Source organism: Bacillus sp. 37MA (assembly GCF_000372765.1).
GTDB classification, from domain to species: domain Bacteria; phylum Bacillota; class Bacilli; order Bacillales; family Domibacillaceae; genus Domibacillus; species Domibacillus aminovorans.
In genome coordinates this window covers 1,003,403-1,028,974 of sequence record NZ_KB889752.1, presented here as the reverse complement: position 1 = coordinate 1,028,974, position 25,572 = coordinate 1,003,403, and the positions used below count along the sequence as shown (strand labels likewise).

31 protein-coding genes and 1 other RNA gene are annotated in these 25,572 nt (G+C 38.2%); 9 read left to right on the top strand and 23 right to left on the bottom strand.

The genetic code is table 11. The annotated features are described in order from the left end of the window. Nucleotides 1–139: 139 nt before the first annotated feature. Nucleotides 140–310 (top strand): aspartyl-phosphate phosphatase Spo0E family protein, encoded by a 171-nt coding sequence (locus A3M5_RS22350; RefSeq protein WP_018392812.1) that lies wholly within the window; start codon nucleotides 140–142, stop codon nucleotides 308–310. Nucleotides 311–356: 46 nt separating this feature from the next. Here the strand turns inward: A3M5_RS22350 and A3M5_RS0105755 are convergent, their stop codons facing one another. The 3 genes from A3M5_RS0105755 to A3M5_RS0105745 all read right to left on the bottom strand — a co-directional run bounded on the left by A3M5_RS0105755 (nucleotide 357) and on the right by A3M5_RS0105745 (nucleotide 1,962). Next, nucleotides 357–875, bottom strand: coding sequence for a hypothetical protein (locus A3M5_RS0105755; RefSeq protein ID WP_018392811.1), 519 nt, complete (start codon nucleotides 873–875; stop codon nucleotides 357–359). A gap of 406 nt (nucleotides 876–1,281) precedes the next feature. Continuing rightward, complete coding sequence (locus A3M5_RS0105750; RefSeq protein ID WP_155894670.1) at nucleotides 1,282–1,521, bottom strand: S-layer homology domain-containing protein; 240 nt, start codon at nucleotides 1,519–1,521, stop codon at nucleotides 1,282–1,284. Nucleotides 1,522–1,782: 261 nt separating this feature from the next. Beyond that, complete coding sequence (locus A3M5_RS0105745) at nucleotides 1,783–1,962, bottom strand: YjzC family protein (protein WP_018392809.1); 180 nt, start codon at nucleotides 1,960–1,962, stop codon at nucleotides 1,783–1,785. 302 nt (nucleotides 1,963–2,264) lie between these two features. Between A3M5_RS0105745 and A3M5_RS0105740 the strand changes: the two genes are divergently transcribed. Then, nucleotides 2,265–2,609 (top strand): hypothetical protein, encoded by a 345-nt coding sequence (locus tag A3M5_RS0105740; RefSeq protein WP_018392808.1) that lies wholly within the window; start codon nucleotides 2,265–2,267, stop codon nucleotides 2,607–2,609. 311 nt (nucleotides 2,610–2,920) lie between these two features. Here the strand turns inward: A3M5_RS0105740 and A3M5_RS0105735 are convergent, their stop codons facing one another. The 4 genes from A3M5_RS0105735 to A3M5_RS24020 form a co-directional block, all read right to left on the bottom strand. After that, complete coding sequence (locus A3M5_RS0105735; RefSeq protein ID WP_018392807.1) at nucleotides 2,921–3,628, bottom strand: CAP domain-containing protein; 708 nt, start codon at nucleotides 3,626–3,628, stop codon at nucleotides 2,921–2,923. A 553-nt stretch (nucleotides 3,629–4,181) separates the two neighbouring features. Continuing rightward, on the bottom strand, nucleotides 4,182–4,505 hold the full coding sequence (locus A3M5_RS0105730) for a hypothetical protein (protein WP_018392806.1): 324 nt from the start codon (nucleotides 4,503–4,505) through the stop codon (nucleotides 4,182–4,184). Nucleotides 4,506–6,047: 1,542 nt separating this feature from the next. Then, the gene (locus A3M5_RS25200; RefSeq protein WP_155894669.1) at nucleotides 6,048–6,212 is read right to left on the bottom strand and encodes a hypothetical protein; all 165 of its coding nucleotides are present in this window, start codon (nucleotides 6,210–6,212) and stop codon (nucleotides 6,048–6,050) included. Between the two features lie 155 nt (nucleotides 6,213–6,367). Then, nucleotides 6,368–6,437, bottom strand: an RNA gene (locus A3M5_RS24020) — hammerhead ribozyme type II. A gap of 101 nt (nucleotides 6,438–6,538) precedes the next feature. Between A3M5_RS24020 and A3M5_RS0105710 the strand changes: the two genes are divergently transcribed. From A3M5_RS0105710 to A3M5_RS0105695, 4 genes are all read left to right on the top strand, one after another. Next, nucleotides 6,539–6,985 (top strand): hypothetical protein, encoded by a 447-nt coding sequence (locus A3M5_RS0105710; protein ID WP_018392802.1) that lies wholly within the window; start codon nucleotides 6,539–6,541, stop codon nucleotides 6,983–6,985. Between the two features lie 341 nt (nucleotides 6,986–7,326). Continuing rightward, nucleotides 7,327–7,458: a hypothetical protein gene (locus tag A3M5_RS26405; protein ID WP_018392801.1), complete on the top strand. Its 132-nt coding sequence runs from the start codon at nucleotides 7,327–7,329 to the stop codon at nucleotides 7,456–7,458. Between the two features lie 284 nt (nucleotides 7,459–7,742). Beyond that, nucleotides 7,743–7,994 (top strand): hypothetical protein, encoded by a 252-nt coding sequence (locus A3M5_RS0105700; RefSeq protein WP_018392800.1) that lies wholly within the window; start codon nucleotides 7,743–7,745, stop codon nucleotides 7,992–7,994. Between the two features lie 265 nt (nucleotides 7,995–8,259). Continuing rightward, nucleotides 8,260–8,682 carry a hypothetical protein gene (locus tag A3M5_RS0105695; protein ID WP_018392799.1) on the top strand — a complete coding sequence of 141 codons (423 nt, stop codon included), beginning with the start codon at nucleotides 8,260–8,262 and terminating at the stop codon, nucleotides 8,680–8,682. A gap of 472 nt (nucleotides 8,683–9,154) precedes the next feature. On the opposite strand, the gene A3M5_RS0105690 is transcribed toward A3M5_RS0105695, so the two are convergent. The 7 genes from A3M5_RS0105690 to yneA all read right to left on the bottom strand — a co-directional run bounded on the left by A3M5_RS0105690 (nucleotide 9,155) and on the right by yneA (nucleotide 14,861). Further along, complete coding sequence (locus A3M5_RS0105690; RefSeq protein ID WP_018392798.1) at nucleotides 9,155–9,472, bottom strand: hypothetical protein; 318 nt, start codon at nucleotides 9,470–9,472, stop codon at nucleotides 9,155–9,157. A gap of 14 nt (nucleotides 9,473–9,486) precedes the next feature. Then, nucleotides 9,487–10,641: an aminotransferase class I/II-fold pyridoxal phosphate-dependent enzyme gene (locus tag A3M5_RS0105685; protein WP_018392797.1), complete on the bottom strand. Its 1,155-nt coding sequence runs from the start codon at nucleotides 10,639–10,641 to the stop codon at nucleotides 9,487–9,489. A gap of 459 nt (nucleotides 10,642–11,100) precedes the next feature. Beyond that, the gene (locus A3M5_RS0105675; protein WP_018392796.1) at nucleotides 11,101–11,316 is read right to left on the bottom strand and encodes a YneF family protein; all 216 of its coding nucleotides are present in this window, start codon (nucleotides 11,314–11,316) and stop codon (nucleotides 11,101–11,103) included. 134 nt (nucleotides 11,317–11,450) lie between these two features. After that, nucleotides 11,451–13,454 (bottom strand): transketolase, encoded by a 2,004-nt coding sequence (tkt, locus tag A3M5_RS0105670; RefSeq protein ID WP_018392795.1) that lies wholly within the window; start codon nucleotides 13,452–13,454, stop codon nucleotides 11,451–11,453. Nucleotides 13,455–13,583: 129 nt separating this feature from the next. Further along, complete coding sequence (locus A3M5_RS0105665) at nucleotides 13,584–13,817, bottom strand: DUF896 domain-containing protein (protein WP_018392794.1); 234 nt, start codon at nucleotides 13,815–13,817, stop codon at nucleotides 13,584–13,586. Nucleotides 13,818–13,889: 72 nt separating this feature from the next. Next, nucleotides 13,890–14,543 carry a YneB family resolvase-like protein gene (locus A3M5_RS0105660; RefSeq protein WP_018392793.1) on the bottom strand — a complete coding sequence of 218 codons (654 nt, stop codon included), beginning with the start codon at nucleotides 14,541–14,543 and terminating at the stop codon, nucleotides 13,890–13,892. Nucleotides 14,544–14,549: 6 nt separating this feature from the next. After that, the gene (gene yneA, locus A3M5_RS0105655) at nucleotides 14,550–14,861 is read right to left on the bottom strand and encodes a cell division suppressor protein YneA (protein WP_018392792.1); all 312 of its coding nucleotides are present in this window, start codon (nucleotides 14,859–14,861) and stop codon (nucleotides 14,550–14,552) included. A 154-nt stretch (nucleotides 14,862–15,015) separates the two neighbouring features. Here yneA and lexA point away from each other — a divergent pair, with 154 nt between their 5' ends. Continuing rightward, on the top strand, nucleotides 15,016–15,633 hold the full coding sequence (lexA, locus tag A3M5_RS0105650) for a transcriptional repressor LexA (protein WP_018392791.1): 618 nt from the start codon (nucleotides 15,016–15,018) through the stop codon (nucleotides 15,631–15,633). A 296-nt stretch (nucleotides 15,634–15,929) separates the two neighbouring features. Here lexA and A3M5_RS0105645 read toward each other — a convergent pair whose 3' ends face one another. The 8 genes from A3M5_RS0105645 to sigH all read right to left on the bottom strand — a co-directional run bounded on the left by A3M5_RS0105645 (nucleotide 15,930) and on the right by sigH (nucleotide 23,545). Further along, the gene (locus tag A3M5_RS0105645; RefSeq protein ID WP_018392790.1) at nucleotides 15,930–16,715 is read right to left on the bottom strand and encodes an ABC transporter permease; all 786 of its coding nucleotides are present in this window, start codon (nucleotides 16,713–16,715) and stop codon (nucleotides 15,930–15,932) included. Between the two features lie 3 nt (nucleotides 16,716–16,718). Beyond that, complete coding sequence (locus tag A3M5_RS0105640; protein ID WP_018392789.1) at nucleotides 16,719–17,510, bottom strand: ABC transporter permease; 792 nt, start codon at nucleotides 17,508–17,510, stop codon at nucleotides 16,719–16,721. Continuing rightward, nucleotides 17,503–18,522, bottom strand: coding sequence for an ABC transporter ATP-binding protein (locus tag A3M5_RS0105635; RefSeq protein ID WP_018392788.1), 1,020 nt, complete (start codon nucleotides 18,520–18,522; stop codon nucleotides 17,503–17,505). Before A3M5_RS0105635 ends, A3M5_RS0105640 begins: the two co-directional genes overlap by 8 nt. Nucleotides 18,523–18,707: 185 nt before the next feature. Beyond that, a complete protein-coding gene (locus A3M5_RS0105630) occupies nucleotides 18,708–19,943 on the bottom strand; it encodes a DNA polymerase IV (RefSeq protein WP_018392787.1) in 1,236 nt (411 codons plus the stop codon). Nucleotides 19,944–20,049: 106 nt separating this feature from the next. Then, nucleotides 20,050–20,865, bottom strand: coding sequence for an STAS domain-containing protein (locus tag A3M5_RS0105625; protein WP_018392786.1), 816 nt, complete (start codon nucleotides 20,863–20,865; stop codon nucleotides 20,050–20,052). A gap of 741 nt (nucleotides 20,866–21,606) precedes the next feature. Continuing rightward, the gene (locus tag A3M5_RS0105615) at nucleotides 21,607–21,900 is read right to left on the bottom strand and encodes a Dabb family protein (protein WP_018392784.1); all 294 of its coding nucleotides are present in this window, start codon (nucleotides 21,898–21,900) and stop codon (nucleotides 21,607–21,609) included. A gap of 84 nt (nucleotides 21,901–21,984) precedes the next feature. Next, entirely contained in the window at nucleotides 21,985–22,281 is a 297-nt protein-coding gene (locus A3M5_RS0105610) for a hypothetical protein (RefSeq protein ID WP_018392783.1), read from the bottom strand. 613 nt (nucleotides 22,282–22,894) lie between these two features. Further along, nucleotides 22,895–23,545: an RNA polymerase sporulation sigma factor SigH gene (gene sigH, locus A3M5_RS0105605; protein WP_018392782.1), complete on the bottom strand. Its 651-nt coding sequence runs from the start codon at nucleotides 23,543–23,545 to the stop codon at nucleotides 22,895–22,897. A gap of 338 nt (nucleotides 23,546–23,883) precedes the next feature. On the opposite strand from sigH, the gene A3M5_RS24445 reads away from it, so the two are divergent. Continuing rightward, nucleotides 23,884–23,988 (top strand): YjcZ family sporulation protein, encoded by a 105-nt coding sequence (locus tag A3M5_RS24445; protein ID WP_018392781.1) that lies wholly within the window; start codon nucleotides 23,884–23,886, stop codon nucleotides 23,986–23,988. A 105-nt stretch (nucleotides 23,989–24,093) separates the two neighbouring features. Here A3M5_RS24445 and A3M5_RS0105595 read toward each other — a convergent pair whose 3' ends face one another. Beyond that, the gene (locus tag A3M5_RS0105595) at nucleotides 24,094–25,032 is read right to left on the bottom strand and encodes a DUF2971 domain-containing protein (protein WP_018392780.1); all 939 of its coding nucleotides are present in this window, start codon (nucleotides 25,030–25,032) and stop codon (nucleotides 24,094–24,096) included. Between the two features lie 219 nt (nucleotides 25,033–25,251). Between A3M5_RS0105595 and A3M5_RS0105590 the strand changes: the two genes are divergently transcribed. Then, nucleotides 25,252–25,452, top strand: a complete 201-nt coding sequence (locus A3M5_RS0105590; RefSeq protein ID WP_018392779.1) for an alpha/beta-type small acid-soluble spore protein — start codon at nucleotides 25,252–25,254, stop codon at nucleotides 25,450–25,452. Nucleotides 25,453–25,572 lie beyond the last annotated feature (120 nt).

The following is a 25,572-nucleotide window of genomic DNA, read 5'->3' as shown; positions in this document are numbered from 1 at the left end:
CCCATTGTAACAGAACTGGCCTCATTCGTACTCCGAATAAATTGTGAACAGAAAAAAACTACAATTTGGCAGTTCTTTTTGAAAATAAGTAAATGATTGGGTATACTATTACAGGTAGAATAAGAAAGGGATGTCCGCTATGAATAAAGACATGCTGCTGTCCGCAATTGAAGAAAAGCGTACCGAGCTTCTCAACATCGCGTTTGATAATGGACTCACTTCACCGCTTGCGATCGAGTATAGCCAAGAATTGGATCGGCTTTTAAATTTATATGAAGATTTACATATTCGTAAAACCAAAAAATATTGAATTAAAGTAAAAAGGCGATCCGCTTAAATGGGATCGCCCTTCTTCCTTATTTCTTTTTATATACACAGATTAAACCGCTTTCAATAAACATTTGGTCAAACTCAGCTGTAACATACTGTCCGGCCTTTACTTTCTGACCCATTACATTTTCTGCTGTAAAGATGATATCACCATCCGAAGCGCTTGTTCCTTCGTAATACGTTTCATTATGTTCATTCCATACACGCGTTACTTTATAATCAATCCGTTTCGGTTTCACGTATTCTGCTATATTAAAACCGCCATCTTCCCAGTACGAACGGATGCGATCACCGACAGATAGTTCAATTTCAACATCATATTGTTTAAAACGAAGGGTCTCACCATTACTAGAAACAGCCCGGTAGTAGCCTTTTTCGATATCTTGTGATTTAAATGTCACGATATAGTGTTTTAATGAAATGCCTTCTTTTTCGAGCTGTTCAAACGGTGTACCCGTTGGCTCGTCTTCATAAGCATATACAGGGGCGCTTGCACCAATTATAATAAAGATCGTTATGAATAAAGGCAAGTATCGTTTCTCCATGGCAATCACTCCTTTTCCTTCATTAATATATTTTATCCATTACTCAGCGTAATTATGCATCAAAAGATAAAAAAACCGCTTTTTTATTTAAAAAAGCGGTCTTCTATCGATCTCGATTTATTTATTCTGTTATTTTATTCACCTTATGCAAATTGTAAGTTTCATTGTCTTCAAAGTATGTTTCAACGTTTAAGTCTACTGGCGGTACACGTTTTGTTGTAATGATGCTGTGTTATTTTTCAACTTCATTGTTACATCAAGCGGTATGTATTATCTCGATAGCCAGTTGTAATCTGTGCCGCTAAAATCTTTTGATTATATGGATAAGCTGTGGAACTTTTTGACACGTCTTTGATATTTACAGTTTTTCCACCTTACAAATTAAACGCACGCGCTAAAATATAACCTATTGTCCCCTGGTAACCGCTTCCCCCGGTTTAAATGTATGGTCTGGATAGCCTGAAATAATTCCTGATTTTACCGCTGAATCGATAGAGCCTGATGCGAAATTTGTGGCATTTACATCTTTGAATGCTGTTTTTCTTTTCGCCCCATCTAATTTCAACGCCCGACCAATCATCACTGCTGCCGCTGCACGAGTCACTTTATCTTCGGATCCAAAACGTCCATTTACATAACCTGAAATAACCCCTTATTCTGATAAAAATGGCATAATTTACATATTTTTCTAAAAGACTTGGTGGAACGAAATAGCCAGCCATTATCGGCTGGCTAAAGTTAAAAATTTCACTTTGTCTTAAGTATCTGCCGTTCTTTTATTTGAAGCGCTTATGATTTCTTATAGATATGATTGTGCCATCTGCTCGTTCCGCTTCTTTTTATTGTGTGTAAAAGAAACAAAAATATGATGATACGCTCAATGAATTAGGGAAAGATTTTTAAGTGATTATGTTTTTGGCTGATACGTCCAAACACGATTGTGATTTGTTGTATCTGGGAAAGTATCTCCTGCTTCCAGCTTGATTTTCTTTGGATCGTTTACCGTGCTTCCTGTTTCGCCAATTTCCACATAAGATCCATTGTTCGGCGCCTTTTGTCCAGGCTTAAATTGATGATTTTGTCCCACAGTGCTCACTCCTTTTTAATGGTTGCTTTTTTATCCTTTCCGAATTCAAGCTGGTTTATGAATGATTTTAATGAAAATAGTGAATGATCCCTAGATTTCATCATCCCCGAGCTATATAAATAAAAATGTAATCGTCAACCTAAAAGTGGTTTGTTGGAAAATCTTTTTTTACCGACTTTATAAATGCGAAGTATAATGGTTTTTAATTTGGATTTTTTGGATACAATGAGGATTATACCCTCTTATTCTGGAATAAGGATATTAATAGGCTTTTCAAATAGGTATGAAAGGAGCGGTGGATCATGAAGGAAATCATCATCAGTTTTTTAGCTACTATGGAATCGTTGACCATCAAGGATGTAATCAATGTTGCTGCCTATACGTTTTTCTTTGTTACACTCGCAGTCTTTGTCTGGCAAGTATATCGATACATCGGTTTTGTAAAAAAGGCGATTCTTATGAAAAAAATCGGGTTAACCATTATCGTGCAGAGCTTCTTTACTATTTATCTTATTCTCATTGCCATGCTGTCTGCCGGGATTAACGGTTTTACGGGTATTTTTTGGGTATTTTCTTTTATCGGCTTTTCTCTAACACTGATATTTATGATAGATCAAGCAGCGAAACGAGAAAAAAAGATCTCTTAATGAAGAGGTCTTTCACACGAAACCTACATTGCGCAAGATATCATTGACCATTCTCTCAGTGAGTCTCATCATAGAAAAAAACGGCGGTGAGGATAGCGGAAATATGCCCTTAAATCATCGAGGTAAATACTTTAATAAAAGCCACCTTTCCTGGTTAATCTTTCAACAAGAAAAGGTGGCTTAGTTATTTACGCGGCTAAATACAAATCAACATCTGAACTTCCCACCAAAATGAAAAAAGTAAAATTCTCAAAACCAGGAAATGAAAGATAAAAAATCCCGCCAGCATATAAGCCAGCGGGCGAATCGATTTATTTTCCGATAAACATTTGTGTCCAATGACCGTCTACATATCCAACACCAATATGTGTGTAGTCTGCACTTAAAATATTTTTCCGGTGTCCGTCACTGTTCATCCATGCTTTCATTACTTCTTCTGGTGTTTTTTGCCCTTTTGCAATGTTTTCACCAGCTGTCTTGTACGTAATGCCGAATTGTTTCATCATATCAAACGGTGAACCGTAAGTAGGTGACTGATGAGAGAAATAGCCTTTGTTTTTCATGTCCGCTGACTTCGTGCGGGCAACATCGCTTAACTTCGTATCAAGTTGAAGTGCTTTTACTCCTGCTTTTGCGCGCTCTTGATTCACAAGCTCAAACACTTGCTTTTCAAATTCGCTGACAGAACCAGTCGTTGCTGCTGGCGCTTGTGTCGTTGTTGCTGGTGCTTTTTCTGCCGGCGCTTGTGTCGTTGTTACTGGTGCTTTTTCTGCCGGCGCTTGTGTCGTTGTTACTGGTGCTTTTTCTGCCGGCGCTTGTGTCGTTGTTACTGGTGCTTTTTCTGCCGGCTGTTGTACTTTTTCGACTGTTTTTTCACCATTATAATATTTTACTATTGTTTTATATTGAACAGGTTGATTCCAGTTGCAAGTTGGTGTAGCAGCTTCTGCTTGTCCTGCTGTAAATAATCCAATTGACATTGCACCCGCAATCGCGGCCATACGTAGATTCTTTTTCATTTTTGGAATCCTCCTTGGTCATTTGTTTGTGAATGTGGTGCCCGTGCTTCGGGTTTAATGTTGCCGGAAATCTCACAATCCTGCAATAGGTTTTAACCTTCCAAATTAAGCTAGCTTTCCATAATAATAGTTTCCTGTTTTCACCACCAGCTTCAACACACACAGGGCTTGGATTTAATCAGGTCGCTTTTTTCAAAAAAAAAAGCAGGTTTTAAAAGCGTAACCTGCTTGTCATATTTGTTATGGTGATAAAATCCTAAAAAGGCATTTTATAAAGACGTATCATCATCAATATGAAGAAACACATATTTTATATTCGGGGTATATGCCGGAGATTTTTCGTATCGCCAATCGCGGTTGCGGGCGCTCACCGTATGAGCGTTGACGACCGGTGTATTGCCTGTTTTCCCAGTATGTGAGATTTAGCATAAAAATAGACAAAAAAGAAAACACACCAGTAGTTGACGTGTCATAGTTGACTAATTTTATTGATCATTGCTTGTTTTCTTAGATTCGTATAAAGCTTTGAATAAATTAATCGTTTCATTTAATTTTAATTTAAACGACCATTTTCTATAATTTCTTTGACTAACATCCTATACGACTGTTCCGCTATATCTAAGCGATATTTAAGTTCCTGTACTTTGCACTCAGCACAATAACAAGGATCGTATATTTTACCTGTAGTCTCCTTATTGCATTTGCTACACGTTGCTGCTACTTCACTCATTAATTCTATTTCTGCACTATCAATTGCTAATGCAACATCAGCTTCATATTCACCATCTTCTGTAGCTTTTAGAGTACATTCAACTACAACCTCTTGATTTTTGTCTTTAATTTTCATTAATTCGTTAATCATTTCTTGGACAGTCATTAATGATCACATTCCTTCCCGTTAAAGTTTCACTTTTATAAAGACTCTAAGCAATCATTGCAAAGTGTTTTACCTTTTGCTTCTTTCCAACTCGAATCCTTGATTTCCTTTAATTCTACACTGATTACTTTCTCTCTAAGGCCTTGGACTTCATAACCTGTAATACAGTCAAAATCCTTATATTTTTCGAGGGCTTCTTTATTCGATTAAGCATCTACCTCTATAATATGCTCACATTCTTTATAATAATTTACTTTGTAAAAAACGACGAAATTTTGTGAAATAAAAAAAGAAACCAGATAAATTTAGTCCCGTTTCTCAATGATATTTTAAATTTCCATGTATCATAAGGTCGTGACCTTCGTTTAACAAGACAAAGCCCTCTTTAGCACCCTTGTCTTCTAGTTTACTGATCTTGCTATAGGCTTTGAAGGATGACGAGATGTCCCCACTATACTCCTTCATTCCAGACCGCATATAAAAAAGAGCCATTGCTACATTACCTGATGCTTTTTGTTCTTTCCGTGGATACCCTAATGTTGCTTTTTTAATTAACAGTACGTCCCAATTGTGCATTATCAAGTTTTGCATACAAATAACAAGGTTTTTATCAACACCATTCTTTAACAGAGCCAATTTTCAAAAGGAAAACAACCGTTTTCCTTTTTCACCTCATCAACTAAACTTCCATGTTGAGTGAAGAACAGAACCATTAAAAAGTGCACTTTTTGAAACTTAAAAGCATAAAAAAGACCGTCTATTTGACAGTCTTTTTCCTGAATTAAACCCGTTAGTTCAAGAATCTTTTATTTTTTTTAGTTCTATAATTCCACTAATAAATCCTATATAACCAACGATTATAAATATTACAGGAACAAATAATCCATTTGGATACACAACAATTAAACGATAAACTCCAAAAATGAATAAAATAAGGCAACTTATTAAACCAATTATCACTCTTACCTTCTTATTAATTAAGGACACCTCCATCTTATGCCGAACGCACCATTCTTCAAATTGTGTCCAGTCATTCCGATACGCCTTCTTCGTATTCTCACTGACCGAGTTTTCAATTAATTTTTTCACTTCATCCATCTGTTGCTGCATGGCGATTTCGTTTGCTGATTGGCTAACATATGTGTCATCTCCATTCTTAACGTCCGATAACTATATATTATCGGACGTTAGAAATTATGTAAATAACTTCTTTTTTAGTGAATTAAAGTTAAATATTTTACGCCATCGTAATGTTATCAAATCATTATTCTTTATTGAAGTAAATATTTCAATTATGAATTTTGCATAATATGTATTTTTTAATAAATTAAATAGAAAACGGCTCATATAGCTGAACCGGTCCCTCCATGTAAAAAATACTTATTACATGATTCGAATAAAATCACTCTTTTATCATTTGAAATTTCATTCATTTTTCTAATAAAAAGAACCGCTTATCAAGACGATGCTCAAAACACATTTAAAATCTTTTTGCAAATGCTTATGCTTAGTCATTGACGACTTGAGTTAGCCGATAACAGATTACCAATCGTCGCCATCGTTAACATCTGCGTCCAGGCTTTCGTTTAAATGAATTTCAACGTCATCATAGTCAACATCGTCATCATAGTCAACATCGCCATCGGAATCAAAATCATCCGAATTTGTTTCTGTGTATGGCTCGTCGTCAAAATCGTCGTCACTCACCAATGCGCCAACACATGAACTAATTAGTAGGACCACAGCAACAATAACGCCGATAAGAAAAAGACAGCCTATCCCCTGCTGAGTTTTTGTGTAGGTTGGCAGCTGTCCCTGTTCTTGCTTCTTTTTTCTTCCATTTATTTCCTCCCCCAGTTTTTTACTGACTGCTTCGTCAGACCCCACACATCACTATGAGATGACATCAGAATATTATCCGATGTTTCGGCTGTGTTATTACCAGATAAAATTTTCTTTCCTTTGTTTCTTCACTTTCTACTGCAACCGATTCTTTATTTGAGTAGCCAATAAGGAAGAAAGAGATTAAGAGTATGTATGATAAGGAATTAATTTCAGGCACAGAAAATCCCTCCTTATACCTAATACACTCGATACAAAAAGAGGGAACCCTTTATGATTCTACAATTATGCAATATAATATGTGTAAAAATAAAAAGAGGTCTGATATTATGCTTGAAGTAGCAGGTGTCTTTTCTGTAAATATAGTAGTTGGTCATAATGATTATGAAAGTATAGTAAATAAGAAATTAGAACCTTACATGAAGGCCGAAACAATAGTTAAAATCTTAAAAATTTCAAAACCCTTTCAAAGTTATGACAAAAAAACTATTGTTACTGTTGATTGTATTTATAAAATTACAATAGAAGAAGTACATCATTTCTCGTCTGAAAGTGATTATTTAGGAATTGTATTAAATACGCTAAGGTCAACAATTAGTTCTCAAGTATTCTCTCCTACTATTTTTAGCATTAATTAGGTTTCTTCAGTTGATATAAAGTATATTAGTAACTATTATGAATCTTTTATTAATGAGTACGAAAAATATTATTTAATCCTTTTTCTTGGGTGTGTAAAATGGTATGTTAGCGACTCATTTCCTCAATCTGAATTTAGGAAAATAACATATAGAGTTATATATTTTTTCTTACCCAATGCAGACCTATTTTAAAATGAAGACATAGGGTATCCTTTCTGGCTGAATGTAGAAAGGGATCTTCATGAAAAATGTGCGAACCTCCCCAAAAACTTCTCAACCCGCATTCTTCCGTCGAGGTTCGCAAAAGAAAAAACTTCACTACTATCAAGGGGTCTCGTACAATGACAGTAGACAAAGCGAAGAAATTTGCGGCGGATCTTCCGTTTTCTTTAGAGGTTCGCAAAAATGCGATTTCAGCCCTTACGCACCAACGGTTTAAAATAGGTGTGGTTGCAACGCCCTCCCCGTTATGAGGGGATTGCCAATACCGCTGTACATATAGCCATTACACCTAAAAACACTTGCGAATATGTGAGTGTTTTTTTGCTGTCACCAAAGAAAAAACACGCCATTCATGGACGTATTTAAATCCTATCACTTAATAAATTGATAATTTTCGTGAGTTTCCATTAATTGAAAATATCTTGCGTCCTTCCTTGTGTTTTCAAGTAATCCTACATACACAATTGCCCTAAATCACTTCTGTTTATTTCAGCATATTATGTTGAGTAACTATCTAATAAAGGAGTGAAATCGTATGCCACCTGAATTCCCTCCACCACCGTTTATTCCACAAAAACCTTCTTCTCCATCCTATATCATAGACTGTGTATTTCAAAACACTTATGTTTGGCTTAGAAATGGGGAAGGTTTCTGGTTTTATCCAACTCGTGTCGAGTATGGCGAAATTTCCGGATACAGATGGAATGGTGCATTCTGGATGTTTTATGGTATAGACCCAAGACTTATTGATGCTGTTGCCTGTTATCCTACCCCTACCCTTTACTAAATGTAAAAGCTCCTTGTGGAAATTAAAACCACAAGGCTTTTTTTCATTTGTAAATCCAACGTAATTCATATTATGTTGAATATTTATTTTTACTGTTTCGTTAGTTGAATAAGAAACTCTTTCACAACTATTAAGTTATGGCACTAGAAGGGCAAACAAAAAACAATTACCTCCAGACGAAGTAATTGTTTTTTTTATTTGTACTTAATTTGTCCAATCTCTATTCTATTTCACTTCATATACTAATAGAAAAGGAGCGATTATTATGAAAAAGAGACAAAAAGAAAAATGTGAATGTGATTGTTCGGGCATAGCAAGATTACAAGTAGGAAACACTATATTTATTGCAATTATTTGTCCAAAATGTAGTTGTGAAAGTAGTTTAGTGATATTTAATGCTGAAGATGATTTATCATTCCGATCCACCAGAGTTAAACCATCTAGTTGTGTATCTAATGGTGGAGGTAAAGTTTTAATTGCAGCAGGAGAAGGTTTTTTAACTATTGATGGACAGACTTTCCCCACGGCTTTCCAAATTGCTCTGCATGAAGATCCCAGTTCACCTTTTGATTTAGCTATACTAGATTTCTTTACTTTGGATGAAAATGGACAGATTGGCATAATACAAAATATAGTTTTACTTATCCCTGACCAAGATTTAAAAATTTGTGATTGTCCGGGTGAGTAGAACATCCCTTGTGCATAAAAGCCCTTGTAATAAAAAAAGAAGCGACTGATAGTATAATCAGCCACTTCACGTATGTCTGGATTGCTGCCGGACATACTCAATAATCGCAAAGATAACCTGTTCCTCTACATCGGCATAGTTTTGATCCGGTAGTAATCATTCTCTCATAAATCCGAAGGTATAAGCATCCTAGTTTTGAAATAAGAAGAAGCAGGCTAAGATCCGCTCCTAACAACTAAGCATACATACGCAAAATTCAATCAGATTGCGAGAGTGAGAGTACCCCTATGCGCTTAATAAAGAGTAATCGGACAATTGGTGAGATCATGCCCCTCTCACGTTTAAACAAGTTTAGAGCAAAAGCGGTAAAAGATATTAATGATCTTGAAGCAGCGTTTCATTTCGTCCAACGTACTCAGCGGCTTGAAATGTTTCGTGAGTGCACAGCTTGTTTAAATAGTTGACATAGCAGTTAGACGCGCGGCGCCAGCGATCCCTCTACCATCAACATTGCTACGAATCCGAAAAAAGAAGAACGGAAAAAAGAAGTATCGATAATAGAAGTACCGAAAGAAGAATCTGTGGAAACGCCTGAAGTTCCTACACCGACAGAACCGCCTGTTGAAGAACCGCCATCCGAAGAACCTGTTTGCAGAACCGCTGCCATTACAAACCGAACAAACACCAACAGAAAGCGGCATTTAACACGGCATCTTTTTTCGATCTCTTTTGCAAAAAGGAACAGAGCAAAAGTATGCTCATAAAAAAAGGCATTTAAAACAGATTTCATTTTAAATGCCTTTTTTATTTGTTTTTTAAGTATTGCTCGATTCTATTCATCGCTTCATTCAATTTTTCCATCGAATAAGCAAAGGAGATACGCAGTCGATCCGCTCCTCCTTTTGTAAAAACGGTACTGGGCAGAAGACCTACTTTTGCTTGCTCCAACAGTTCCATGCTGAATGCATACGAATCATGATGAAATCTTTTTATACTTGGAAACGCATAAAATGTTCCATCAGGCACAATTGTATCTAATCCCAAGGCATTTAATCGTTTACACAAGTAATCTCTCCGTTTTTGATATTCGAGTTTCATTTGTTCCACTTCTTTTTCTCCGTGATTGAAGGCATAGGCAGCAGCTTCTTGTGAGATAGAAGAGATACTTGTATTGAGGCATTCATGAACTTTAAACAGTTCATTGGTGATATAGGAAGGCGCAAACGTACATCCGATTCTCCATCCCGTCATCGCATGAGACTTGGACACGCCATTAATAACAATCACTTTTTCTCTTATAGAAGGAAATGATGCGATGGATTGATGAGGTTGATCAAAAACCAATTCACTGTACAATTCGTCTGAAATGACGAAAACATTATGTTTTTCGATGACTTTCGCCAAATCCATTAACTCATCTTTTGTTAGGATAGCGCCTGTTGGATTAGAGGGGAACGTTAGAATGATTGCTTTTGTTTTAGGTGTAATGGCTTGCTCCAGTTGTTCTTTTGTTAACTTAAAACGGGTGCCGCTAACATCAATAGGCACGAGTACACCGCCGCACAACTTTATAACGGGCTCATACCCTGGATAAGCGGGTGTTGCAAGGATAACTTCATCACCTGGTGACAAAAGGGTCTTCAACGTAAGAAACACGGCTTCCGTTGTCCCATTCGTGACAATAATTTCAGTGTCGGGGTTATACGATAAATGATATCTCCTTTCCATAAATGATGACACTGCTTTTCGCAGTGCGGGTTCCCCCGCCGTTGGTGCATAAAACGTACGATTGTTGTCTATGGCAGTCTTCCCTGCTTCTTTTATCAGAAAGGGTGTTTGAAAGTCAGGTTCGCCTATTGTTAATGCCACGACACCATCGTATGTTTTAATTATTTCAGACATTTTTATGATCCCAGAAATTTCGAGTGACTGCACATCTTTATTGAATAAATTTTTCATAAAATCTACTCACTCCCTTCCAAATTATTGTGTATTTTAAGTGAAGGAAAAATAAGCCCTTTGAATGAAAAAGAATATTAAACATAAACAAATCTTGTTTTGTTCATTTTTATCTCCGCAAAATGACTACATGGGTTTCACTTGTGTTTTGTTTGGATAAATTCGATATTGGCACCATTCCGCCACTCTTTCCACCTCCCTCAAAAAGCATTTTTGTTTATTCTTATGTAAAAAAAGCAGCTAGAAGAATCAATGATTTCTTCTAGCTGCTCTTCATAATGCAACATAATAAAAACCACCTTTTCTGATTAATCTTTCAACAAGAAAAGGTGGTTATCGTTATTTACAAGGAAAATAAACCGAATAAATGCAACAACAGTGAAGAAAGATTAACCTTTCAACATTCTGTTTAAATGAATAAGCAGATAAAAATCGTTCTATCCCTTATACAACAAGGATTTATTTATCTTGTTGTTTATTCATTTGCGCCATCATTTGATTGATTTTCTTTTGTGATGGTTTTTGTCCCATTTGCATCATCATCATTCGCAGCATTTGCTCGTTAATTGGTGGATTTTTCTTCAAATAATCCATCATGTAACGGCGTGCGATGAAAAAACCGATGGCAACGCCGGCAGCGAGTGCCAGTATAGCCGTAAGCACATACCAAAACATAAACGTGTTCCTCCTTCAAGTTGTCTATTCAAAGTGTACTAAACCATTGATGATTATACAATAAGGGCAGGTAAATTTTTGTTGATTGTTGCCGAAAAAAAAGTCCGGAACAAAGGTCCCGGACTTTTCAATTCTTATTTTTCTAGAAGAGCTTTTACTCGTGCCACAATATTTTCAGCTGTAAAGCCATATTCTTTCATTACAGTTTCACCTGGAGCAGAAGCACCAAACTGATCGATCGCCAGTACGTCGCCTTCTTCTCCTGTGTAACGGTGCCAGCCATATGAAGAGCCCATCTCGATACCAAGACGTTTCTTCACTGACTTCGGAATAACGGACTCTTTGTATGCTGCATCCTGTTGTTCAAAACGGTCAAATGATGGCATGCTGACCACATTTGCATGAATGCCTTCGCTAAGAAGTGCTTCTTGTGCTTCAACGGCGATGCCAACTTCAGAACCGCTCGCAAGAAGAAGAACATCTGGTGTTTTTTCTGCTTTCACAACTGTGTAAGCACCTTTTTCAACACCTGTATGCGACTGCTCTTCTGACGATGGCAGAACCGGCAAGTCTTGACGTGTCAAGATGAGCGCTGTCGGCGTTGATTTACTTGTCAGCGCTTGTTTCCATGCAGCTGCTGTTTCGTTTCCATCAGCTGGACGAATCACAGACAAGTTCGGCATTGCGCGTAATGAAGACAATTGTTCAATCGGCTCATGTGTCGGACCATCTTCTCCTACCGCAATACTGTCATGTGTGAATACATATGTGACAGGAAGACCCATCAACGCTGCTAATCGAATCGCTGGACGAAGGTAGTCAGAGAACACGAAGAATGTCCCGCCAAATACTTGAAGACCGCCATGTAGGGCCATACCGTTCATCGCCGCACCCATTGCGAATTCGCGTACACCAAACCAGATGTTGCGTCCTTCATACTGTCCTGGCATGAAATCGCCAACGTTTTTGATTGTTGTTTTGTTTGAACCAGCAAGGTCAGCAGATCCACCGATAAGTGTCGGTACGTTTTTCGCGATTGCATTTAATGCATCACCTGACGTTGCACGCGATGCAGAAGCTGTTCCTTCTTTATAAACAGGCAGATCAGCATCCCATCCGTCAGGAAGTTCACCGCTAATCGCTTTTTCAAGCTGTGCCGCCAATTCAGGGTAGTTTTCTTTGTATGATGCAAATGATTTTTCCCATTCAGCTTGCGCCTGCGCACCACGACCAACAGCGGCTTCTTCAAAACGGTTGTATACTTCGTCCGGCACGTGGAAATCTTGATCAAATGTCCACTTGTAATAATCTTTTGTTAACTTCATTTCGTCTGCGCCTAGTGGAGCACCATGTGATTCAGATTTACCCGATTTGTTTGGAGAACCATAGCCAATCACTGTTTTTACTTCGATGATTGTTGGACGGTTGTCTTCTTTTTTCGCAGATTCAAGCGCGTTTGTCACAGCTTCAAGATCGTTACCATCTTCTACACGGATATAATTCCATCCGTATGCTGTAAAGCGGCCTTCTACACTTTCAGAGAATGATTTGTCCAGATCTCCATCAAGTGAAATGTCATTTGAATCATAAAGAAGAACGAGACGATTTAATTTCAAATGTGCTGCAAGCGACGCTGCTTCTGATGCAACACCTTCCATTAAATCACCATCACCGCAAAGTGCGTATGTATGGTGACCAATGACTTCGTGTCCATCTTTGTTATAAACAGATGCAAGATGACGCTCTGCCATTGCCATACCGACAGCCATCGCAATCCCTTGGCCAAGCGGACCTGTTGTTGCTTCAACGCCGTCTGTATGTTTATATTCCGGATGACCCGGTGTTTTACTTCCCCACTGACGGAAATTTTTAAGCTCGTCAAGTGGCAAATTATAGCCAGCAAGGTGAAGCAAGCTATATAAAAGCATGGAACCGTGACCTGCAGACAATACGAATCGATCCCGGTTAAACCATTGTGGATTTTTCGGATTGTGGTTCATCACTTTCGTCCAGAGTGCATACGCCATCGGAGCAGCACCCATCGGCAAACCCGGATGGCCGGAATTCGCTTTTTCAATTGCATCAATAGATAGTGTACGGATTGTTGTGACCGCTAGTTGGTCTGTTTTATCAAACATGTGATCCATCCTTTCAAAAGGTGATTTACTCCTCTATATTAAATGTCTTTTGAAGAATACACAACAATAAAGCAGAACAATGTGAAAAAAAAGAGAAAATCATCAGATTTTATCTTTTTTTAACATTCCTTAATTTAACTTTTTTCTTTTTTGAATGTCCCGCACCTTTTTCGGCGTCACTTCATCGCCTGTCGGATCAAAAATGCGGACAGATTCGACTGTCTGACGCATTGATGAGCGGAATGTTGTTAAATATTCTTTACGAAGCGCGGATTGCTCTTTTAATTCGGCATCCGTCAAAGACGTTTCTTTCGCTTTTTTCGCTAGTTCATTTATGCGTGCAATCTTTTCAGATGATAACAATGGGATCATGCTCCTTTCTATTTATGCCGTTATCGTACACAACAGAACGAACCATGACAAGAAAAAAGCTTCCTAGTTGATTAATTCACTTTCTTTATATTCTATGTAACGCCGGTGAACCGTCGCGCGCGAAATATTGTACCCGAATCCGCGCAATGTTGCGGCGATTTCCTCGTATGTTAAGCCATTTTCACGAAGCCGAACAATCTCTGTCACCGGGATTTCTTTCCGACTGCGCCCTTGATCATTGCCACGATTTTTTAAATTCTTTTCAGGCCGATATCCTTTGGCCACCGCCCGTTTCATCCCCCGTTTAATCTTCAAATTATGAATTTTCCGTTGGTATTCTTCTACTATGCTGACAATCTGCAAAATCATTGAATCCGAATCAGACATGTGCAGTTCACCGTCATCTGCAATGCTATAAACCACTACACCTTCTTTAAATAAACAATGGATAAGCGCAATTTTAGCATTGCCGCGTCCAATTCTCGTTTCATCTTGAATTAACACGGCATCAATATCATCACTTTTTACTAGATCGAGCAGCTCGAGCATACCTGGCCGGTCGAGATCATATCCACTCGCCTGGTCTTTAATAACCGCTGCCGTTTGAAATCCTTTTGCTTTTGCTAGTGCTTTTAGTTCTTCTTCCTGCCTCTCAAGCGATGTTACCTGCTCTTCCTTTTCTGTACTCACTCGGCAATATAAAACCGCTTTTTTCATCTATCATCAGTCTCCATCCGCCAGTTGCAGCCCACCGTCGCTTTTTACAGACGGCACCGGAATGATAAGCTGTTCGCCTGGCAAAATTTTCGTTGTGATCAAACCATTTTCGTCCTGTACCCATTTAATGAATTCTATCTCATCCATGTCATGAAGTGTTTTGTACTCTTCTGCCAAACTCCAGAGCGAATCTCCTTTTTCCACTTTTATTTCAGAATAGGATGGGGCCTCTACTCCGTTAAAAGTAAAATAGAAGGCTGCTAATATAATCATCACGGCTAATGTTAACATAAATGCATAATTTTTGGCTTTTCCCAATAAGAACACCCTTTCCTCGAATACTCGTTCGTTACATATTCTCATAATAAAACGAACGCTCGTTTCAGTCAAGAAGAATTCCGAACCTACGTTTGTCATTTTCCAGAACACATGTTATACTGTAGGCAAACACAAAATAAGAGAGGTGTAGGTAATGACAAAACTATCAAAACGTCAGCAAGACATTCTTGATTTCATTAAGGATGAAGTACGAAGAAAAGGGTATCCACCTTCCGTTCGTGAAATTGGTGAAGCGGTTGGACTCGCTTCAAGCTCAACTGTTCATGGACATCTGGCAAGACTTGAAAGCAAAAACTATATTCGCCGCGATCCAACAAAACCGCGTGCGATTGAAATTTTAGACACGGATAGTTCTGTACCAAAACAGCACCCCGTTAACGTACCAGTCATTGGCAAAGTGACTGCCGGCATACCAATTACAGCCATTGAAAACATTGAAGAGTATTTTCCGCTTCCTGAACGACTCGCTCCACCAGATGAGAACGTATTTATGCTTGAAATCGTCGGCGAAAGCATGAAAGAAGCTGGCATTTTAAATGGTGACTACGTTGTTGTCAAACAGCAGCAAACAGCGAAAAACGGTGATATTGTTGTTGCTATGACAGAGGATGATGAAGCAACGGTTAAACGTTTCTTTAAAGAAGCGGATCATATCCGTCTTCAGCCTGAAAACGCATCCATGGAGCCAATTTTGCTTCCAACGGTCACCATTTTAGGAATCGTCACCGGCGTGTATCGAGAAGTTATTTAAAATGACTGCCCGTCCGTATACTCCACGTTATGATGGATCAACCTGGCGTATGACAATACAAAAAATCCCCTCGGTCTCAGGGGATTTTTCAAAACAAATAAAAAACACCCTGTCAGAAGACAGAGTGTTTTCTCGAAATTTGCGGCGTCCAGACCATGCTCCACAACATGTTCCTAAAAGGAATGTCCGTCCGTCTTACGCAAATGAGCTCATCGCATACATAAATATATAAAATTTTTCACTCATTGTCAACATAATTCGTCATAGTATGAAAGGAACGATTTATTACGGTTCGATTAATTTCCTGCCCCTCTATACTTTGTGACACCGATATTCCACATAACGACAGAGATCATAAAGAACATGATACCTGCCACGGGTGTCATAAACGCGTACACATACCAGTCTTTCCGACCTAAAAAGTAGGCTGCTGGATAGACGCCGACAAATGCAAATGGCAAAATCCATGTAAGCACAAATCGGATGACATGATTGTAAATATCAACCGGATAACGACCGTAGTTGCCAATATTGTATATCATCGGCATGATGCTTGTCGGGCTGTCGGACCAAAAACTAATGCTCGCAATGAGGACAAAAATCGCTGAATATACAAGCGTGCCGCCTAATACCATGGCGACAAAGATAAACGGATCGTACCATGAAAAGCTTAACTCTAACCTGCTTCCTGCATAGAACATGACACCTATCCCGGTGATCACGCCAAAGAGCGATTCAAGTTCCATCCGCTCAAGTACAATTTGAAAAAGACTATGAATCGGCCGCGTTAAAATGCGGTCCATTTCTCCTTTTACGATATACCGTTCATTGAAATCCCAAATGTTAAAAAATGCTCCAAAGATCGCAAATGGCACGAGAAAAAAGCCATAAATAAAAATAATTTCATCCCGCGACCAGCCGCTAATAAAAGATGTATGATTAAAAACGAGTAAAATAAAAATGAAATTAACCGCTTGAGATAACAGGTCCGACACAATTTCAATGACGGTATCAACACGGTATGTAAACCTCGTCTTCAAATACTGGGCGGCATATTGAAAAAAGATCGCTGCATATTTCATCTCTTATCCCCCCTGAACGACTAATTGCTTTCTCGCAGTGAGCCATAGTACTTGAATTGGCACAGTCAAAATTAACACCCATACAAATTGAAATAATAGCGCATTCACGGCCGCTGATCCGCTCAAACTTTCCGTGAAAATCATGCTCGGAACATAACTGATTCCTTGAAACGGCAGAAAATCCATTATCCGCTGCGCCCATCCGGGGAAAAAACTAATCGGCAGCAATAATCCTGAAAAGAGATCAATAATGACACGTTTTGCCCGAATCAAACCTGCATTATTAAAAAAGAAAAACGTCAAAATTCCTGTTAACAAGTTAATTTGCATATTGATTAAAAAGCTGAATACTAGTGCCAGCACAAATAAAAGCCACACAATCGGATCAGCTGAAAATGTGATCGGAAATATAAGCGCAACAATGATCATGCCGGGAATCGAGAAAAACGATAATCGGAAAATACCTTCCCCGAATCCTTGCATCGTTTTCATAAGTAAGTAGTTGTAAGGACGGATCAATTCAACCGCAACTTTGCCTTCTTTAATTTCCTGCGCGATTTCCCGATCAATATTATTGAAATAAAAGGCCCTTGCCATCCACGCAATCGCAATATATGAGGTCATTTGAAGAACGGTCATTCCTTCAATCGACCCTTTGTCTCCATAGATTGCTGTCCAAAGAAAGTAATACGCTCCAATATTAATACTGTAAATCAAAATGCCGCTGTAATAATTCGTCCGGTAGGCAAGCATCATAAGAAAACGAATCCGGATCATTTCAATATACTTACCCATTCATAATACCTTCTTCATAAATATTGCGAATAATGTCCTCAATCGACATTTCATGGACTTTTAAATCCATTATTTTATGCGCAGCGACGACGCAGCCAATTGCATTTGAAATGATCTGTTCATCATTTTTCACGTTTGCGACCCATACATTGTTCCGATCTCCCGGCGTCCATACAGCATCAAACCCTACCAATAGCGGCGTTAACCGCTCTTTTGTCATATGAAGATCCGCAAACTGAAATTCAATTTGCTTTCCTTCTCCCCAATTGGAACGCAAATTGGCAAGCTTCCCGTCGTAAATGATTTTTCCTTCATCCAGCATCACAACCCGTTCGCAAAGCGCCTCAATATCGGTTAAGTCATGTGTCGTCAGCAAAATCGTCGTATTGTATTTTTCGTTCATTTCTTTCAAAAACTCACGAATTTTCAACTTCACAAGCACATCCAGCCCGATTGTCGGTTCATCCAAAAACAACAGAGGAGGATTGTGGAGAAGGGCCGCCGCCAGCTCACAACGCATCCGCTGACCGAGTGACAGTTTTCGAACCGGTTTATCTAAAAGCGGTGCAATGTCTAGTGATTCAATGACGTGATTCATATGATCGTTATACACATCATCCGGCACATTGTACACTTTCTTTAACAAACGGAACGATTCTTGAACAGCGATGTCCCACCATAGCTGTGACCGCTGTCCAAACACCACTCCGATCGACCGAACAAATTGCTCACGCTCTTTATGCGGATCCATCCCATTCACCTTCACCACGCCAGAAGTTGGCGTTAAAATTCCCGTCAGCATTTTAATACTCGTTGACTTACCCGCTCCATTTTCGCCGATATAGCCGACCATCTCGCCACTTTTCACAGTAAATGAAATATCATTCACCGCTGGAACAACCTTATAATTGCGCGTTAACAAATCGCGAAACGCTCCTTTCAACCCAGAACGGCTCGAATGCGACTTAAACTCTTTACGTAACTCTTTTACTTCAATCATATTTTCTACCATAACAATCAACGACTCCTCTATCTATATACCTTAATCTAGTTTACCGAAGAGTGTACAGAGTGACAATGTAATTTACTTTTCTCCCAGCAGAGAAAAACTGACCATGTTTTAAGCACCTAATCAGTTTAGATTGAGATAATCTTTTATACTCGGTTAAAAGGGATTGCCGAATGTTCATTTAGCCCTTACAAATCAGATCCTTTTTTAATAATCGCGTCGCCAAATTTTCGTTTGATTGCCTCTATAGTTGTAAGCAGCGGTTCAATTTTATCGGCTTCTTCTGCATACGAAAAAATGTCTAACTGCGTTGTTTGTTCACTTTTTTTCACTACATTTTGTGCCGTTATCCCGATTAGCCGGACGGGGTTACCATTCCAGTGTTTAAAAAAGAGTGTTTCTGCGTACTGGATAATGTCCTTCGCTTCATCAATGTCTTTCTCCAACGCCTGACTTCGAGTAATCGTTTTAAAATTCCCATATCGAATCGTTAGTTGAAGCGTATTGGATACGACTTTTTTCTGCTTCATCCGTTGACTGATAGAGCATGCCAATCTATTGATTTTATTAGAAATATCCTCTGTTTCAGTCACATTTTTCGGGAATGTCGACGAGTTGCCGATGCTTTTAAACGATGTATTCGCTTCAGGATTTACAGGCCTGTCGTCTTTTCCATTGATACGCTCATGCAGCTGTACGCCTCTCACGCCGAGAAGGATTTTCACGAATTTCACATCTGCTCTCGCCAAATCTCCCATCGTCAAAATGCCTCTATCATGCAGCTTTTCTGCAGTTTTTTTGCCAATTCCATGCATTTCAATGACCGGCTTTCCCCATAAAACATGTTCGATATCCCGTTTACGAAGCACCGTTAACCCAAGCGGTTTTTGCATGTTACTCGCCATTTTTGCCAAAAATTTATTCGGTGCAATACCGATTGAAATCGGGATGTTAAAGAGCTTCACTATGTCCCTCTGTATCGTTTGAGCAATCTCCATTGGTGAGCCGAGATGCGCACAGTTCGTAATATCCAAATAGGCTTCATCAATGGAGGCGAATTCGATGATCGGTGAAATTCCAGTCAAAAATGCAAATATTTTCACTGAATACTCGCGGTATAGCTTGTGATTGGGCTTTTTTACGACGGCTTCTGGTACAAGCTTTTTCGCTTCCCAAAGAGGCATTGTCGTGTAGACTCCACGGTTTTTACACAAGTAATTCGCTGCTACGACAATCCCTTTTCGCTCACCTGGATTGCCCGCGACGATAACCGGTTTATTCTGAAGTGTCGGATCTTCCGCCATCTCCACACTCGCAAAAAAGGCATTCGCATCAATATGAAAAATCACCCGTCCTTTTTTCGGATAAAAAGCATTCATAAACTCACCTTCATCCTCGTATAATTTGTTCAATATTTCTATCATGAGTTGTTCACCGACTACATTGTTTCACTTTGTTTTCTCCAATCAAAAAGACTTGCCCGAATGCTGATGAAGTAGCAGGCAAGTCCATGTTATTTATAATTGAAGATCAAACCTTGCTCTCTATCGCCTGCTTAACAGTGGCATATGTTTTAATAGTTGAAAAATCAATGCCATCACGCACAACTCTTGCCGCTAAATCAGGGCGTATACCCGTCGCAATGATTTTTATTCCCAATAAGCCCAGAATATCATAAATATTAAAGAGAAGGGTTGCAACCTCTGTATTAATGGTGACGATACCTGAAAAATCCATGATCAGACATTCAACTTTTAGTTCAGAAATCCTTGGCACTACGTTGTTTAAAAGATGTTCTGTCCTATCAGAATCAATTGAACCAATCAGTGGAAGAACAGCCATCCCATCCTGAATCGGTACAACCGGAGCAGATAATTCATTTATCTCTCGCGTCCTCTCTTTAATAATATTCGCTGTAAGGCGTTCAAACGCAAGAATCGTCTCTGTAATACTAATATCGAACATATAATTCGTCCGTCGATTAACCATGGTAACTTCTTCTATAGTAAGTCCATGTTCCATAGTGATCGCAGTGATACGTTTTATAAAAATTAATCGCGTATCAGTGTAGCGCTCAATAATGCTCGAAATTTTCCCCATCAGCGATGCCTCACGTTCCCCATTCCATTTGCTCCATTTAATCAGATCCTCTGATACTTGCTCATCATCGAGAGTAATTGACTCTCCTAAAAATCCTATAAAGGCAGTATAAACCATAATTGCCTGCTCGATTTCCTCTTTAGGTACTTCAAATTCAAATTTAACAATAATATCATCAACAATCTCATTAGCCAACAACCCTGCGTTTTCAATAAAATATTTAGCAACAGCTGCAATCGAATTCATAACTTTTCACGCCCTTATCTATTTGATCGTTTACCATCCAACTGTATTGACACTTTTTACTGCTAATCACTTCATTGCCTTATTATTTCACGAATCGTATCAGCTGGGCAAATCTTCATGTTAAACACATTATACTTTAAATATAATCATATAATATAGTTCTTTTAAAACACTAGCGCGGACAGCCATCCAAATAAAAAAACACCTGCAAGAGGTGTTTTTCGTCTGCTGCTTATTCAATTAAAAAACTCCTTTATCGAAAAATATAACTAGATACATATTTTAATTGTTCGCTAAAAATTCTATTTTCTTTCTAGGATTTTTTCGAATTTTAATGTAATAGTCTCCAGATATCGGGAATTTAAAAAGCTTAATTCCTATCAATTTTAATGGAGTCCAAACTTCTTTCATCTGATATAATGGCATATAAATCTTCCTCTCTATAAATGGATAGGTGCTCGTATTCGATGACTAAACAATCAAGGTTCTTGAAACGAAGCCTATGTAGTTTTGCTTCCTCCTTATTTCAAAGATGTTGCCTTTCAAAATAATCTTATGTATATATTTCAATTATAAAACATATACATCATTTTCTTAACACTTTTTCATCGACAAAATCTTCAGTAAATCGCGTTAATCAAAGAGATAATTCGACAAAAAAAACATATCCCGCTATGGTTCATGGCAAAAGCAATTCACAGAAAAACCCCCTTGAACTTTTAGCTCAAGGGGGCACTGCTGTTAAATTTCGATATCAACGACAATACTATCCACTCTACCCACTTCGCGAATATAAGCAGCAACTGCCTGGTGTTCCGGGTGTGGCCCATATGCTTCAAGAGCTGCTTGATTTTCAAATCGAGTTGTCAGGACCACTTGATAACCTTGGTTTTTCTCGGAAAAATTCAGGCCCGCTTGAATATCAATAAGTCCTTCAAGATGATTCCGCAAAGCTTTAAACCGGGTTACCACTTCTTGTAATTGTGCTTCTGTTGTCGTTTCTTCAAATTTAACGAGTACAATATGATCAATCATTTGACTTCCTCTTTTCTCTTTTTGATATACATAACTATACCATTTTTTAAATGAGGAGAGAAAGATTATAGCCTTTTCCTTTGCTTATGGATGACCCGTCATCCTTCTTGATAATTCAAGGAACCATTTTTGATCATCTGTTGAAACGGCCATATCGATCATTGAATCCCAATCTTCTTTAGCCAATGTTAAACCAAGCGGCACGATGTATTGAACGTCTATTACGCCAAGAACGGGTTTCATTCGACTGATTCGTTTATTGAAATAGGTGGAGACTTGTATGATGTACACTTCATTCCGCAACCGGGAAAAATCCCTTATATAGCCGATGATCCGCTCCGATCCGTGGGCGACAAGCACCCAATCCCCTATTTTGAGCATTGTATTTCCTCCTACACTTCAGATGGAACCTCCTCAACTGCCGTAATTTCACTTTGTCATCTTTTGAATTGGAACACTGCTATTAACAGTAGATGCTTGTAGGCGCTCTTGTGCCACTGGATCACTAAACAATATAGGAAATGACATTATTATTTTCTCGATGACTACTTTAGCGGTTTATTATTTGTAAATAGGTATTTATTTTTGAATTTTACACATTTAGAATTTTGTTATTCCTTCCGAATAATTTACTATTTTAGCACAAAAAGCAGTTGTTTTATTTTTCTGAAGCTTTTGTCCAATCATCGAATTAAATTTTTCATAACTTATATCTAAAGGAGTTGAAAACGGATGGCAAACTCAGATTGTGGACGCAGGCGGTAGCGAATGCTGCTATGTTGGGGGCGTCTATGGCGGGTTATTCTAGACCGTAAACCTCTCTTTTTATAGGCCTCTTTTCATGATTCACTTACTCCTTATTTGTATGTTTTCTAGTCACTTCTGTTTTCTTTGTTTCCTTTTCAAAGAAAACGTCTTGCCCGTGTGAGCAAGACGTTTTATCATTTCTTTCTATTTGTATATGGATGTGTCCAATCCATTTCTTCATTATGTCTTATGAAGTAACTTCTCTTCTGCTCAAATATTGATCCAATTTTCTTTTTACCCGCTGAATGGCGTTATCAATCGACTTTACATGCGCGTCCAGTTCAATGGAAATTTCTCGATAGGATTGGCCTTCCAAATACAAATCCCATACTTTTCTTTCAAATTCACTAAGCAATTCTGCGATTTTCATTTCGATATCTTTCGCTTCTTCTCGATGAATGATGACGATTGCCGGATCCATCGTTTTCGCTCCAGCAATAACATCCATCATCGTTTGGTCCGATCCTTCATCATAAATAGGCTTGTCCAAAGAAATATACGAATTAAGCGGTCCATGTTTTTGACGGGTAGCCGTTTTGATTGCCGTTATAATTTGTCTTGTAATACAAAGTTCAGCAAAAGCGACAAAAGAAATCAGTTTATCTTCTTTGAAATCACGTATCGCTTTATAAAGGCCAATCATTCCTTCTTGAACAATATCGTCTTTATCCCCACCAATCAAAAAGTATCTATTCGCTTTTGCTCGAACAAAGTTCCGGTACTTATTAATTAAAAAATCCGATGATTCGCTGTCTCCATTATGAACACGTTCTATCAAATCTTCGTCTTTTAACATATCATACGGTTGAATCAGCTTTTCTTCGACGTTTACACTCACTCGTATACCTCCGTTGAGTTTTGCTGTTTTATAGTTAACTTGCCTCTCAGCTACGCACTTTAACGAAAGGGTTTCCATAATAAATAACCCACTCTCTTCAAATGATCATGTCTTTTATTTTAACTTATTTAAGCTATGAAAGATATTTCCAAATACCGACTAATCCCTACAACCTCCGTCATAAATAGTAAGTTATCATATGCGTATCTTTCTATTTATGCTGAATAAAAGTCTTTTATGAAGAAATTTGTCGATAATCTTTATTTTTTTCATCTATACCTTCGTCCATACGTTATGAATGTTGTTTCATATCATGTATTAAAGGAGGTGAGAAACTTATGGGCAGCTCATATAGTGGCTCTAGTTTTGCGCTAGTCGTTGTTTTGTTTATTCTTTTGATCATCATCGGTGCATCTTTCGCTGGCGGGTACGGCGGGTATTAATCCACTGCTATGCTTAAATTGGCATGATGAACCTAAACGCTATTGTCGATGGATGGTATGAAAAAAGGACTTGCGGCCGCAAGTCCTTTCTCTATTTTCATGTCGCTAATATCTATATGGTATTTTCGATTTACTTATGGAGACGTCCGATAACCCGTTGAGATCTAAAAAATGCTTTAATCCTTCTTCTGCAATGTCCAGACTGTTTTTCGGACCAATCGTTATACCTTTTATCGGCATATTATTTGATTCATTTGATATTCGAATGCCCATATAAGGAATAAACACTCCATTGCTTAACCTGCAATGATAAACTGGTTTTTCGTTTTTTTCCGGATTAAAAACAGCGATTCTGAACTCTTCTTCTTGATGAAAACTACCGTCTTTGAAGAAAGTGGAATAGCACATAATATTCGCTAAAATTCTTTTTCCTTTTTGAAAATGAAATTGTTCTTCCCCACGATAATGATCGTAGAGAAACAGTTTATACAAATTAATGATTTCTCTCTTCAGCAACTGTATTTGCTGTTCTTTATCATATATAACAAAATACGGGTAAATAGTGAATTTTCTAGTTGGATAGGCATTTTTTAAATTTTTAATGAGTATTTTAGCTATTTCTGGGTAACTATACTCGATGTTATATCCTTCATTATTTGAATAATTGGACCAAAGAAGATTAGAATCGCCGTGCTTGCTAAACGATAGTGTAAAGATTTCAAAAGAAAACAAATTCTGTTCAATCATCTGTTTAAACCATTCGTTAAAAAGCAACTCTTCTTTAGATGGTTCATCCGCTAAAAGTTCTTCGATAATGGATAACACCAATTCGAGTGTATATTTTATTTCTAACTTATCATTCAGAAACCCGCTTTTAGACAGCCACATTTCACCATTTTCAATAATACTTTTTAACCCTTGTCCATTACTGTAGTGAAAAAGAGAGGTTGATCCTTCCAATAAAGGCATCTGGTCAGCTTCAAGTGAGTGAAGAAACTCTTCAAGATCGTCAATCTGCTGTATTTCAGAAAATTTCTTTTCCATTCTCTTCTCTCCTCCCAGCTTTCCCCTATTATGTGCCAAAAGGATTGAATTTATCGTTATTCATTTTTAAGTATTCCTATATTCAGCGCTGAATAAAATGAACACGTTATCCCATAAGCAGCTTCTCCCCAAAACCGCTAGAATTTACTATCGGTTTTTTTGAATGATTGTATCTCCTGCGGCCCATATTAACTTCATACAAAAAAGGTGGTGAAAAAGATGCCGTCCAGTAATCGTGGAAATCAAAATCAACTTTTAGTCCCTGGTGCAGAACGTGTTTTGGAGCAATTCAAATACGAAATTGCCAACGAATTCGGTGTCAGCCTGGGAGCCGATACAACCGCTCACGCAAATGGTTCGACCGGTGGTGAAATCACAAAGCGTTTAATTCGTCTGGCACAACAAGAACTTAATCGTTAATCGTCTTTTCAAAATCCATCCCTCACACGGATGGATTTTGTCTTTGCCTTTACACTTTTTAAACCATCTTCTTTCTGACAACCACTTAACAGCTTTCATCTCATTTTAATTCATTTTTCG